The following is a 13,575-nucleotide window of genomic DNA, read 5'->3' as shown; positions in this document are numbered from 1 at the left end:
TTTATTGTTGCTGCAAAAACCAATAAGCTCTCGATTTAGAGCGGGCGGGCGTCACCGCAGGCGCAGGTGATAATCCTTCCAGCACAGAATCCGGATGGGTGCCAATAATAAAAGGCACGGCGATCACTGTCCCGGTATTCGGATTCCTGACGTTCACCATACCGGATACGGGCGATGGCGGCAGGCCACCACCGGTAATGACCGTACTCCGGGTAGCACCTACGGGACTAGAATCCAGAAAATTGAGGTTATAAACACGCGCCAGGCCCAAATCGGACCCACAGCTCTCCGGATCCTGTCTGGTTGGCGTATGCGTACTGAAAGAGAGCACCCCCAGTACAACGACTGCCGTCGTCACGACCTGTTCTTTATCATGCAGGCTATTCTCCGCACCCAAGGCCAGATACCAACCCTTTTTCGCATTCAATGCCGCTTCAGTCGGCATCGTGGTACTGTCCGGATCGATTTCCAGGAGTGAAGCCATACAGGCTAATGCCAAGGATTCACAATGACCGGCTTCGCTGGACCACCAATTCGTATCGGTGGGCTTATCTTTCAGCATAAAAAAAGCATTATCTACACCGGCTGTTGTCGTATGCTTCAGCAAGGGATGTTCACGATCACCCGAACCAATTAAAACAGCATTAAAATCGGGCGTGACAACGACTTCAGGGGCAAATAGAAACTTGCGGTTAGCGACACCACCAGGACAGTGAGTTGTACTGCATCCCAGCGCGGCAATCCGTGTCATTGTCCAGCTTTCCGGTGCGGCTGAACCCATCGTAATCCGGTAGAGATTACCTCCTGTATCCGCCGCATAGGCATAATCAGCCAATCCCGTAATCACATTGGTTACGATGGTAATATCTCCCACCACACTGCGATTAGTTGGAAATGCTTTCAGTAAGACACCACTATCCGCGTCCAATACAAAAACCCGATTGCCTTTAGGAGAGGTGCAACTATTCAGATCACTATCAGCGCCGCCGTCTTCGCAGAGATCATATCCACCACCCATGATCAGCATTGGTTTGGGTGTCTCGCCGGAAACATAGCCCGATGATTTTATAATCTTGGCGGCCGACCAGGTTTGACCCATTTGAATAAACTCGCTCGCAGTACAGCCGGTATCATCGCTTAAATTGGGGCACCCCTGACGCCATTTCAGACGCACATCGATGGGCGTGCTGGCATCCAGCGCATAAATCATTCGCCCCCCTCTTCGCTGCGTTGCATATATCCAAACAGTCTCATTCTCTTTGTGTCCGGTAACCGGCCCATCAAAGAAATAAGGCTTGGCTGTCCCGTCATTCACACTGGGTAATGTAATGGCCGGACTGTTATCATAAATACGCTTCAGTTTCCCATAATGCTCTGGCGCGATAAACGACCACAATTCACTCCCAGGCAAATAGCTGCCGATATTAGTGGATTGATTACCATTAACCGCATGCAACATGCCATCGTTAGCGCCATAAAATACGACGACACCAATACTATTTCCATAATCAATCGCCAGTGGACGGGAGTGCACAATGTCGCCGTGCACAGAAGGTCTCATTTCTTCGAAATTGCCATTATTATTCTCATCGTTCACATCCATCCCGCGCGACCAGTTGATAATCCGGGTTCGTTCCGTATCATTGGCTGCTTTCAATAGAGTAGACGTAATGGCGGTATTGGTGGTATCAAAATTAACTAGTCCCGTGCAGCTATCCGGATTGCAGGTTTTGATGGTACGCGAGGAGGGCGCCATAGCTCGTAATTGATACCCTACCGCGCCTTTTTCCACAATTTCCCCATCCGGCGTATTCGATTGTGCCGAATTAGCAATCGTCGTACACAGGCCTTGTGGATTAAAAGCCCAGTAACTATCCATATTATCCGTACTGGGTGTCCAGAAACTACGCGCGCATTGCGTGATAAAACCGGTATTGCTATTAATCGCCAACACATCGTCTGCATCCGCCAGATTAAGGGATAAGCCCTCACCAGATATCCCTACTTTGAATTGATATTGTTTCAGGTTTCCATGCCAGCGGGGAGCCGCACTCGCATCCGGCCGAAACATGCCAATAAATACCTGGTTCAAGAATGTGCTCTGGGTATTCACGCTGATCGGCAGGCCAGCTGAAGCGAACACACTATTAACGGATTGAATTTCAGAGAAGATCCTATTAAGCGCAGTCATGATTTGTATGCCATTATCCACCGAAGAATCAACCGAAAAATATTTTCCCCGGCCGTTACCAGCCATACTTTTCAGCAGGGCGGTAAACCCAGGGCCCTGACCATTCAGAACCGGGTCCACATCCACTGTATAGGTAACAATCCGAGTGCTCGCATCTGCTGCCATAAATCGTGCCCACTCATCAGCGGCATTCGATTGAGACCCGCCAGGAGAAAGGGGAATTTCTCTTGTATTACCACCCAGTGCAGTCAGTTGAGTATTTGCTCGAGTTGTATCAGAACTGTTATCCTGCACCGCGCCATTACTGATATAAATAATAAAGTTTTTCTGGCAGCCCGATTCAACCGGACTTTTATATTTGGTTGCCGTTGCAGAATCAAACGCATTACCCGCGAGCGCATACACCGCGTTATCTGCTTTTGTCCCGGATAAATTACCCGCATAATCCCGCTTGGCCTTATTGTGACCGGCATAAGCCTGCTCGCCTGAAAAATAATAATACGCCTCAGCCATCGCTAAAGCCAACTTACCGCCATTAGATTTATCATCAGTCCGATCCAGGCCAACGAATAGATCCCGATAGAGCACTTTATTTGCTGTATCCATCAAACGTGTGGCGGCACGTATATACCCGCCATCCGGATTGCGGTTATCTCCCCCCGTTTCACTGAACATCATCAGGCCAACTTTGAATCGGTCTGCTTCCAGACCATTGAATACGGCAACCAATGCCGCTACCTCATTCGTGAACGCCTGATTCCAGTTAGCTGTATTATCCAGCACAATCAATATATTCGCTTTATCCTCGACAGCGGACGGAGCAACTCCTGCAAATAAATCAATATCTTCTGCTACCGAAACCAGACTCAAACTCGCCAGGCTAATCCCTAATAAGAGCTTTCTCCATACAGTGCACATGCTTCCCCCTAGCCTGATTGACTTAACACGTGGAAATAATATATTCGCTCAGCGTCAAACGCTTATTGATGCCCTGCTTAGCTATGATTGAAGCACCGGTTGCCTGATTCTCCACGTTTACTTCAATTTCCCATAAGGTCAGGTAATCACCGGAATTTGTGATATTGGCATTCACCCCGCTCAGTTCCGAAAAATTGACCGATGCAGGTATGGCTTTGATACAGGTTGGGACTCTAACGCTGACAACGTAGTCAACAATATCGTTCTGATCAATATCGACGTTGATGAGTGTAGGGTAATCAGCAGGATTCAGCGTGGCGAAATGAATGTTTATCATCTGCTCAATCGCCATGTTCGCCGCAGCAATCGCTTCATTCCTGAATTGCATGTTTCCTACTGCCTTGAGGTTTCCCCCGGTCAGTCTAAAGGCGGAAACAGTCAGCAGCGTAATCACGACCAGCATGATTAATCCAACGACCAGAGTCGCCCCCCGTTCCTTGGCAGTAACCTCATGCGTTATCATGGTTTTTCTTTTCGACCAGAAGGATTAATCAGGCGAACATAGCTGGTATAGACGTGACGCATGAATCCATCATTAAAAGGCCCCAGAATGGTCGATCCAAGCGTATAAGATTTATTCTCGGCATAACCTGACGAGGCCTCCAGATTACGCGCCAGAACATAAATACGAACAGCCACAATATTGGCCCAGTCGGTGGCCGTACAGGCACTACAATCACTGAAGCTATCGGCACTGCCGTCATCATCGATATCCCGGCCATATTCCAGTTTGAGACTCTGAATACCTTCTATCATCGGCTGTCCCGCCTGCATCACGACACTACCGCCATACGAATCCAGATCAGCGCGCATGAGCGTTGGAATATCATCACCTGCGGTCACTGAATAATTGCGTACATAAAAAATGGACGTGATTAATTTACGCCGATCGGCAGGTGTCGTGCAGTCTTTCCGATATACCCCCGTTCCGGGCGTGCCCAGTACGGGTACATTTTCTGCGCTAGCGACATAGTTTGCATGACTGATATTGACACAAGATTGTGTTTGTAAATAAAGCTTACCGGCATTGTAGTTTTCGCAGTTGGCGGTACCCGCTACGCAAGTTGCCGCATATCGGATGACCAGTACATCTGAATCGGATTGCAGGTTGTTGATAATACCGGCACACGCCGCCGGCAACGTGCCCCCCGCCACATAGCCCTGCACCGGAATAGCATAGATATTCGCAATATCGGCAGCACTCCAACTGGAAAACCCCACGCACGGATTCGGTATGGCCGTTGGCGGCATTAATGCGGGCGAAGGTGGCACATAAGTATCCCAAAAACCCGCATGCCATAATTCCTGCTGTAATAGTTGAATGGTAAACCGGCCATTTTCAATTTGCCGGTTCATTTTGGCTAATTCCGCATTACTGCGCGATAAATTCAGATAAAGCGCCAGTACGGCTGTCATGACCAATAAACCCAGCGTAATGGAAATCATTAATTCAATCAGCGAAAAACCCGTCTGTTGAAAATGCGGACGACGACCAGATGGTATCGTCGACAGGATACTGCTCCCGGGCTTCATAATGATCCCAGATCTGCAATGCGCACAATTGTACTCATCGTGCGCCGACACAGATCATTCACACAGCTTGACCCGGCTGCGCCATTGTATAAACCTGCCCCACAGCGAGATGTAGAGGCTTGAATGGGGGTCAATCCTTGCCATGCAACGGTAATCATGAATTGATCAGCAGTACCTAAACTCTCAATACAACCACGGGCCCCGATCATCGCACCCACATTGCTGGAGGATGCTGATTGTTCAGCAGCGCCTTGCAGGGCATGACTCCATTGACAGATATCAAAACTTTGGCCGCTTCCCAAGCAGATATCAGGCTGGCTATCGCCTGTGCCTACCAGATCGGTGACATAGCTTGCCGCATTCTTACGATTAGCGGCTATTCTATTAGCCATATCTTCAAGCAATATCAGCGCGTGTGTCCGCTGATAGGCCTCAATTTCGGAAGATTGCAGACGTAATTGCAAACCCGCAAGGCCCAAAAGGCCGATAGCCAGAATCACAATCGTTACCAGAACTTCGATCAGAGACACGCCACGCATCCGGTGCATGACCGGCGGAAAAAATACAACATTCATTGACCTGATTACCATTTATCCGCAGGCGTTTTTTCTCCCTCATGCGTCATGACCAGATTGCCATCGCTTACTTGTGAACCACTCGGTATAAAGGTCAATGTATAGGAAGGAGAAGCACCACCGCCAAGCACAATAGTATAACTATACTTACTGCTGATATCCGCTGGCAGACTAAACCCACTGGCTTCCAGCGTTGCCTTGTCCGCATAACTTCGATTCATTAATAAAAACTGCTGTTGACGATTGGCAATATCCATCATTTGTGTTTGAGCCGCTGCACGGTGTGTTCTGATCATGTATTGCTGATAGGACGGGTAAGCCAGTGTTGTCAGAATTCCGATGATCGCGACGACAATCATTACTTCAATCAATGTAAAACCGCTTTGTTTAATCTGTTTGATGCTCTGTTTCTTTCCCATTATTATAAATACTCCGACAAAATTTTCTACCCGTCACCAGTCCTGTACCCGGCGCAATGGGTTGCCCAATACTAACGGCTATCATCCTAATAAGCTTGAATTTAACACGCCGGGCTTCATCTCCGCCTCACCTTCATAAAATATTTCAGCCCAGAATAACTGCTACTCATATCAGCTGCCTGGCAGCACATCGAAATATCACTGACAACTGGCGTATCATGCATGGATTTATACGCAAAATGAGCAGCCAAAGTGTAATGAAACAGGATGTCATTATAATTGGCGCTGGGATCATTGGATTGGCCACAGCAGAACGGCTATTGACACAGGGCGCAACGGTTACGATACTCGAACGTAATGAGGCAGGACAAGAATCATCGTGGGCGGGTGGTGGAATCTTGTCACCCCTTTGTCCATGGCACTATAGCGATGATGTAACCCGCCTCACCAGTTATAGTGCCCGCCTATTCCCGGCATGGATTAACGCGTTGCAGCATGCCACAAATATTGATGCTGAATATGAAGTAAGCGGCATGCAAGTACTGCCGCCCTATAATTCACAGGCTGCACAACACTGGTGTGCGGCACATGGAATGCAGCTGCATCATCACGCAGAACCAGGACAAGCACTATTTTTACCAGATATTGCACAGGTACGCAGCCCGCGTTTACTACGCGCATTACAGCATCGGGTCATTACACTGGGCGGGCGAATCGTTGAATATTGCACAGTCCACAATGTCATGGTTACAAGGAGACGGGTCAACGCCCTGGCAACTTCATCCGGCAGGTGGCATGCGGATTATTATATTGTGACAGCCGGAGCCTGGAGCAAAGAAATTCTGGGAGCACAGGCGTTCGGGCTGGATATCAAACCGATCCGGGGACAGATGCTCCTATTCAAATTTGCTACTCCCCCTGTACGCACCCTGCTATTACAGCAAAATCTATATCTTATTCCGCGTCGCGATGGCCATGTATTAGTGGGCAGCACATTAGAAGATGTCGGCTTTAATAAGCAAACAACCCGCATTGCACGCGAGGATTTATTGAAACGCGCAACCATATTATTACCATTACTGCAGGACATGCCAATAATACGACACTGGGCCGGGCTGCGTCCGGCTTCACCCCATAATATCCCTACCATCGGGAAACACCCGCTACTCAATAATCTCTATATCAACTGCGGGCACTTCCGATATGGCGTCACGATGGCACCCGCGAGCGCAGAAATTCTATTAAATGAAATGACAGGCACACCGCAGCCATTTGATACAGCTCCCTATCAAATGGGATGGCAAACACGTTGATTTAATATTGATATCTATTGACGCCATTGAATCAAGTAGTCTTGGGTAATGGAAACACGACCGACTCCACAACACCACTCAATTCACTGATCATCACTTCCTCGCCCGTTTGCGCGGTTCCTATTTCCTTGAGACGGGATATCACTTGCTGCACTAATATTTCCGGAGCAGAGGCTCCAGCGGTAATACCCACACGACTCTTTCCTATAAACCATTCTTCTTGTAATTGAGAGGCGCTGTCGACCATATAGGCCTCCACGTAAGCGTTACGTGCTACTTCACATAAGCGATTGGAATTTGAACTATTAGGAGAGCCCACTACAATCACCAGATCACATTGTCCGATCATCTTCTTAACCGCATCCTGACGATTTTGTGTTGCATAACAAATATCATCTTTTTTAGGACCTGTAATCATCGGAAAACGCTTTTTCAATGCTTCTATCACACGCGTGGCATCATCCACCGATAAAGTGGTCTGAGTAACATAAGTTAAATTAGCGGCGTCCTTTACTTGCAGCGCATCGACATCCCGCTCAGTTTCCACCAGATACATCCCTTTATCCTTGCTCTCAATCTGCCCCATCGTCCCTTCAACTTCTGGATGGCCCTGATGACCGATCATAACGATTTCTTTTCCATCCCTGCGCATTTTTGCGACTTCTACATGCACCTTGGTCACCAACGGACAGGTCGCATCAAACACTTTCAACTTGCGCGATGCAGCCTCTTGTCTCACTGCATGAGAAACACCATGTGCACTAAAAATCAGGATACTGTCCTGAGGAACTTCATCCAGATTCTCGACAAACACGGCACCTTTTTTTTCCAGATTTTCTACGACAAAACGATTGTGTACCACTTCATGGCGTACATAAATCGGGGCACCATGCGTTGCCAACGCGCGCTCGACAATCTCAATTGCACGATCGACTCCTGCACAAAAACCTCTGGGATTCGCGAGCAATACTTTAATCATTTATTATTCTCCATAAAATGGGCATCCATCAGTCATCAGTGAATATCTAGACGCTAAGGGCAATCACATTGACTATACGCCAACCACAGGCGTCTCTTCTGAATATATAACGACAGCCATATCAGCTTGAATGAATCGCTCGCATCCAGTCAAGTTGGCATTGCAGATATTTTACTCCAGGTCATCATTCTCTTTTTTCTGATAGCGTGCAGCCAACGCAACCCGTTGGTTATAAGCTTCGCGCGCAATGCGGATATCTTCCAGAAATTGGGGCAATTCTCGAATTAATAATGCCTGCGGACCGTCTACCAGCGCCTTATTGGGTACGGGATGAAAATCCACCAGTATCATATTGGCACCGGCAATCACGCCTTGAGCCGTCACATGCATGATGTCCAATATGCCATCGGGTGAATGAGTCCGCGCACCAACAGAATGTGACGGATCAATGCATACCGGCATCCGTGTCAGACGTTTGACAACTGGCACATGCGCAAAATCTACGAAATTACGATGTGGGTCAGCCATATTCGTCTTCATTCCACGCAGACCAAATATGACCTTCCGATTCCCTTCGGAAGCCAGATATTCAGCCGCATTCAGTGATTCATCCAGAGTGATGCCAAAGCCCCGTTTGATGAGTACCGGATAATTCTGCTGACGCCCAACAATTTTCAACAACTCAAAATTCTGCGTATTACGCGTCCCAATCTGCAGCATCACGCCCGTTGGATTACCTGTTTGATAAAGTGCTTTACTAATTTCTTCCAAATGAGATTCATGCGTAATCTCCATCGCAATGACTTTTAAATCATATTTTCCTGCTAACTCAAATACATAAGGAAGACAGTTTTTTCCATGCCCCTGAAATGCATAAGGACTGGTGCGCGGTTTATAAGCCCCCATACGCGCACAAACCTGGCCTTGGTCGCGTAATGCTTTCATCATCATCTCGACATGCTCTATGGTATCGACTGCACATAATCCGGCAAATACATTGAGTGTGTCTTGACCAAAACGAACGCCGTTATAATCAAAATGCGTCGGACGATCATCGTTCCTGTGCCGCCCCAGCACACGATATTCTTCAGAAATCCGTACCACTCGGTCAACACATGGAAGACTCCGGATATCTTCAATAGATAACGCTTTCGTATTGCCAATCAGATAAACTTCTGTCAGCGATTGTTCCGCGCCCACCTCAATATGCACGCGTGTCGTAATACCCGGCAGATTGGCGAGATGTGCCAATAATTGTTTATACTCCGGACTATCAGGCCGAGTATCTGGAATAAGGACAAGAATCATAAAATGGTACCAAGAAGATAACGTCCATTACGACGATAAAAGGTAAAAATTGGATCTCGATTCTAACTGAAAAAACTATTCGTTACCATGATTCAGAATCCTTTCGAATTGTCATTTTGTTCGGTAATCACTCAGACCCGTTTAGAGTCGGACGGCGGACTGCTTGTTACTTGAATTCACCACATGACCTAGCTTCTTTCCTGACGTGATTGCTCAACTGCCTGCAAATAAGCAGACGTCAGTTTGTTCTCATAGAGAACACCCACAAATTGACGCGATGTCTCGTTAGCAATAACCGGAATACTGATACCAACAAAATTCTGCAAACATGAATATGCGTCCAATACACTCATGTTTGTAGACAGGATCACAGATGATTTAGAAAGCAGGCTGGTCACCGGCTGTGTCAATAATCTCTCATCGGTAATTTTGAGTAATATTACGGCATTTATCTCCCCCAGCAACCGGCCTTGATCATCCACCACTTGACATCCTCCCCTTCCTAAACGAAGGGGATTCCTAGCGACTTATTAAGCCGTTAAGAGTAGGTTTGTATTGCTACTGCCTACTGGTTCCTGCTTCTTAGACGAAACTAACGTTTCAACTCCACAGGCTAACAAGCGATGTCCTCGCTCAAGTACATTCAAGGCACCTACCAAGTCGGCATTGGCTTTAAATCCACATTCTGTACATTCAAAAGCACTTTGGCTTTTGCGATTGTCACGACTAACATGTTGACATCCAGGGCAGGTTTGAGAGGTGTATTGAGGGTTTACCTTCAATACATCCCCGCCTGAACAAGCCTGTTTATACTCCAAGAACGAAACGAACATTCCCCATCCTTGGTCAAGAATGGATTTGTTTAGACCCGATTTCGCTTTGACGTTTTTACCATGCTTTTCAACACTGCCCTTGGCACTCTTAGACATGTTTCCTATCTTTAAATTCTCAACTACGACCATTGCGTGATTTTTGCTGATTTCGGTTGAGGTTTTGTGTAAGAAGTCTAAACGAGCATTGGCAATACGCTCATGCAGTCGAGTAATGATTTGTTTCTGCTTTTTCCAGTTAGCAGAGAAACGGACTTTTTTAGACAGCTCACGCTGTTCAAAAGCCAGTTTCTTTGATAACTTTCTGAAACTGTTTAAAGGTTCTACGTATGAGCCGTCTGACAAGGTTGCAAAGCGGGTAACGCCCATATCAACACCAATCATACTGGTTGAGCTATGACGCTTTAGCTCGGTCTCGTACTCAGTCTGAATCGACACGTACCAATAACCGCCTTTACGGGAAATCGTCATATTTTTAACGTCACCAATGACTTGGCGTGAATTACGATATTTCACCCAACCGATTTTAGGCAAGAACACTTTGCTAGACTCTTGCTCCAGCTTAAATCCTTGTGGATAACGAAAGCTGTCACTCAAACCTTTTTTCTTGAATTTTGGAATCCGTTTTAAAGGCTGTTTTTTATCAAAACCGTCTTTGAACGCTTTTTCTAAGTTTTTTAAGGCTTGTTGCAACGGTTGAGAATGAACGGTTTTTAGAAATCCATAATCTTCTGAGGATTTCCATAGCTTTAGCCAAAATGACAACTCGTTGTACCAAAGCAATGGCTGTTTCTGCTCTAATCTGAACAGATTCATTGCTAAGGCTTTATTCCAAACAAACCGATTAGCACCCGCAAACTCAACCATCTTCTGTACTTGGTCAGAATTTGGATTGAGTCGAGATTTAAAGGCTTTGCGTATAATCTGCTTCATGGTTATAATTATACAAAAAGGAATTGGTCTATGAAAGTTAATAACGATGTAAGAACAGGAAGAAATTGCGTTTTTAATCTTCATGTTCATTTGGTCTTTGTAACAAAATACCGTAGAGATGTTTTCTCCGGAAGGGTATTAATTGATTTGGAAGAAATATTTAAAAACGTGTGTTTGGATTTTGAAGCAGAATTGGTGGAATTTAACGGTGAGCATGATCATATTCACCTTTTAGTTAACTATCCACCAAAAATTGCTATTTCTAACTTGGTAAATAGTTTGAAAGGCGTTTCAAGCCGACTTATTCGCAAAAAGAATTATCCCGAAATTAAAAATAAAGTGCAGCACCTTTCTCACCAACAAACCATTCATGCAACCAATCTATCGCCAGCAAGAAACCCAATGAGGCGTATCCAACAAGTACGCCCACCACAATTGCGGAAAATAGCAGTGAAACCGAATCCAGCCCAGCACGGATTGATGCAATAATCATCTATTCATTTTTCCAGATACAGTGATTTACTAATAGCACCCGCTCATATGACTCGAAAATAGATATGCGACAATTTGTCACAGGCTATCAACCATAATTTACGTTAAAGTACGCGTAAAAATCCAGATGAACAATCAACATGTTTAGCGATCTCAATCAATTCCCCCTGAGTAAAAATTTGCAGCGCTTATTTTTACTGAGAAATATTGCAATCATCTCTCAATGCGCTGTAATTGCTATGGCATATTGGATCATTGAAATCGTACTACCTTGGACAGAAATGATTATCGTGGTGGCCGTGCTCGCAACGCTGAATCTATTCACAAGGCTACGCTTAAGTCATAATTGGCCGGTATCTCATATTGAGTTCTTTGCGCAATTGCTAGTCGATGTGCTTGCACTCAGTGCATTATTGTATTTCAGCGGCGGCTCAACCAATCCATTTATCTCACTCTATCTGTTACCTCTGACAATCACTGCCGCCACCCTTCCATGGCGCTATACCTGGGTAATGGCAACCATCACTATTAGCTGCTATTCACTCTTACTATTTAATTATATGCCATTACCGCATGATCACAGCAGTGACCATAGCAAACACATGACAGAATTTAACCTCCATGTAATTGGAATGTGGCTGGCTTTTATGCTCAGTACCGTAATCATTGCCGGATTTGTTGTCAAGATGAGTATTTCTATACGCGATCGGGATAGAGATCTGGCAAAAGTACGAGAACAAGCATTACGTAACGAGCAAATTATTGCATTGGGCACCTTAGCTGCAGGCGCTGCACATGAGCTGGGAACACCGCTTTCGACCATGGCGGTTGTAACCGGCGAACTACAACATGAATACCTGCTAGATAGCGAATTTCAAAACAATATTCGCATCCTGCGAGATCAAATCAGGCACTGCAAGCAAACATTAACGCAACTATTAGCCGATGCAGGACAAACAAGAGCGGAAGAAGGCAGCGGACAATCAGTTGACCATTTTCTATCCCAGATATTGGATAAATGGAAATTAATACAACCCTCAGTCAAATTTACCTATCATTCTGATGGGATACAACCCACACCAAAAATCATGAATAACCATTTACTCAGCCAGTCTATTTTAAATTTATTAAATAATGCGGCCGATGCATCATCAAAATGTGTCGATATCAAAAGTAATTGGGATCATCAAACACTCCATCTGGAAATCATTGATGACGGAGAAGGCTTATCTGTTGAAGCCAAGCAACACGCAGGTGAAGCCTTTTTTACCAGTAAGGCGCCAGGACAAGGTTTTGGAATCGGCTTATTCCTAGCCAATGCAAACATAGAACGTTTTGGCGGTAGCGTCCACTTATTCGACCATGAAAATGGAGGCGCTTGTATACAAGTCACTTTACCGCTCATAGGACAACCTGCATGACAGTATCATTACCCGTAGAAAGCCATGAACAACCAAGCCTGCTCATTGTCGATGACGATACTGTTTTCTGTGATGTGCTTGCAAAAGCCATGACAAAACGAGGGTTCAATGTACATTGTATACATACCATTGAGGAGGCACTGGAATACGCCGAATCTTCCACGCCGGAATACGCCGTCATTGATCTTAAATTATCCAACGAGTCTGGATTGGTCCTGGTCGAGAAACTAAACCTGCTAGATCCAGGCACCCGTATTGTTATGTTGACCGGTTACGCCAGCATTGCAACTGCCGTTGAAGCAATCAAACTCGGAGCAACCCATTATCTTGCAAAACCGGTCGATGCTGATGACATTATGGCCGCATTTGAGCGAACGACCGGCGATACCGATACACCCATTAATGCGCATCCCTTATCAGTAGGCCGACTCGAATGGGAGTATATCCACCGTATTTTAAATGAGAACGATAATAATATTTCGGTAACCGCAAGAATACTGAACATGCACCGTCGCACATTACAACGCAAACTTTCCAAGAAACCTCACAGGGAATAAATCCGGCATACTCTATCCTGAGTACGTGTTTCTCCAAAAATATCAG

12 protein-coding genes and 1 pseudogene are annotated in these 13,575 nt (G+C 45.9%); 4 read left to right on the top strand and 9 right to left on the bottom strand.

The features are described 5' to 3' along the window. Position 1: 1 nt before the first annotated feature. Genes BUQ89_RS01090 through BUQ89_RS14330 form a run of 5 tightly spaced genes read right to left on the bottom strand, consistent with a single transcriptional unit; the run spans position 2 to position 5,696 of the window. Positions 2-3,109 carry a pilus assembly protein gene (locus BUQ89_RS01090; protein ID WP_036573186.1) on the bottom strand — a complete coding sequence of 1,036 codons (3,108 nt, stop codon included), beginning with the start codon at positions 3,107-3,109 and terminating at the stop codon, positions 2-4. A gap of 22 nt (positions 3,110-3,131) precedes the next feature. Beyond that, positions 3,132-3,632 (bottom strand): pilus assembly PilX family protein, encoded by a 501-nt coding sequence (locus tag BUQ89_RS01085; RefSeq protein WP_036573183.1) that lies wholly within the window; start codon positions 3,630-3,632, stop codon positions 3,132-3,134. Beyond that, positions 3,629-4,702 carry a PilW family protein gene (locus BUQ89_RS01080; RefSeq protein WP_051537609.1) on the bottom strand — a complete coding sequence of 358 codons (1,074 nt, stop codon included), beginning with the start codon at positions 4,700-4,702 and terminating at the stop codon, positions 3,629-3,631. The genes BUQ89_RS01085 and BUQ89_RS01080 overlap by 4 nt, the downstream gene beginning before the upstream one ends. Continuing rightward, the gene (gene pilV, locus BUQ89_RS01075) at positions 4,699-5,277 is read right to left on the bottom strand and encodes a type IV pilus modification protein PilV (RefSeq protein ID WP_245812864.1); all 579 of its coding nucleotides are present in this window, start codon (positions 5,275-5,277) and stop codon (positions 4,699-4,701) included. Before pilV ends, BUQ89_RS01080 begins: the two co-directional genes overlap by 4 nt. A gap of 8 nt (positions 5,278-5,285) precedes the next feature. Continuing rightward, on the bottom strand, positions 5,286-5,696 hold the full coding sequence (locus BUQ89_RS14330; protein ID WP_036573181.1) for a type IV pilin protein: 411 nt from the start codon (positions 5,694-5,696) through the stop codon (positions 5,286-5,288). Positions 5,697-5,953: 257 nt separating this feature from the next. Between BUQ89_RS14330 and thiO the strand changes: the two genes are divergently transcribed. Then, entirely contained in the window at positions 5,954-7,009 is a 1,056-nt protein-coding gene (gene thiO / locus BUQ89_RS01065; protein WP_036573199.1) for a glycine oxidase ThiO, read from the top strand. Positions 7,010-7,040: 31 nt separating this feature from the next. On the opposite strand, the gene ispH is transcribed toward thiO, so the two are convergent. The 4 genes from ispH to BUQ89_RS01045 form a co-directional block, all read right to left on the bottom strand. After that, on the bottom strand, positions 7,041-7,988 hold the full coding sequence (ispH, locus tag BUQ89_RS01060; protein ID WP_028461715.1) for a 4-hydroxy-3-methylbut-2-enyl diphosphate reductase: 948 nt from the start codon (positions 7,986-7,988) through the stop codon (positions 7,041-7,043). Between the two features lie 171 nt (positions 7,989-8,159). Then, the gene (locus tag BUQ89_RS01055) at positions 8,160-9,296 is read right to left on the bottom strand and encodes a 3-deoxy-7-phosphoheptulonate synthase (protein ID WP_028461714.1); all 1,137 of its coding nucleotides are present in this window, start codon (positions 9,294-9,296) and stop codon (positions 8,160-8,162) included. 188 nt (positions 9,297-9,484) lie between these two features. Next, positions 9,485-9,781 carry a hypothetical protein gene (locus BUQ89_RS01050; protein ID WP_028461713.1) on the bottom strand — a complete coding sequence of 99 codons (297 nt, stop codon included), beginning with the start codon at positions 9,779-9,781 and terminating at the stop codon, positions 9,485-9,487. Between the two features lie 45 nt (positions 9,782-9,826). After that, a complete protein-coding gene (locus BUQ89_RS01045; protein WP_074202456.1) occupies positions 9,827-11,059 on the bottom strand; it encodes an RNA-guided endonuclease InsQ/TnpB family protein in 1,233 nt (410 codons plus the stop codon). 30 nt (positions 11,060-11,089) lie between these two features. Here BUQ89_RS01045 and tnpA point away from each other — a divergent pair. The 3 genes and pseudogenes from tnpA to BUQ89_RS01030 all read left to right on the top strand — a co-directional run. Then, positions 11,090-11,398: pseudogene (gene tnpA, locus BUQ89_RS01040) on the top strand (IS200/IS605 family transposase); the annotation flags it as partial. 293 nt (positions 11,399-11,691) lie between these two features. After that, a complete protein-coding gene (locus tag BUQ89_RS01035; protein WP_028461236.1) occupies positions 11,692-12,972 on the top strand; it encodes an ATP-binding protein in 1,281 nt (426 codons plus the stop codon). Further along, the gene (locus BUQ89_RS01030) at positions 12,969-13,529 is read left to right on the top strand and encodes a response regulator transcription factor (protein ID WP_028461237.1); all 561 of its coding nucleotides are present in this window, start codon (positions 12,969-12,971) and stop codon (positions 13,527-13,529) included. The genes BUQ89_RS01035 and BUQ89_RS01030 overlap by 4 nt, the downstream gene beginning before the upstream one ends. Positions 13,530-13,575 lie beyond the last annotated feature (46 nt).

The organism is Nitrosomonas cryotolerans ATCC 49181 (genome assembly GCF_900143275.1).
In the GTDB taxonomy this organism is placed as follows: Bacteria; Pseudomonadota; Gammaproteobacteria; order Burkholderiales; family Nitrosomonadaceae; genus Nitrosomonas; species Nitrosomonas cryotolerans.
Note: the sequence above shows the minus strand (reverse complement) of the source record. Positions and strands in the feature narration are given on the sequence as shown.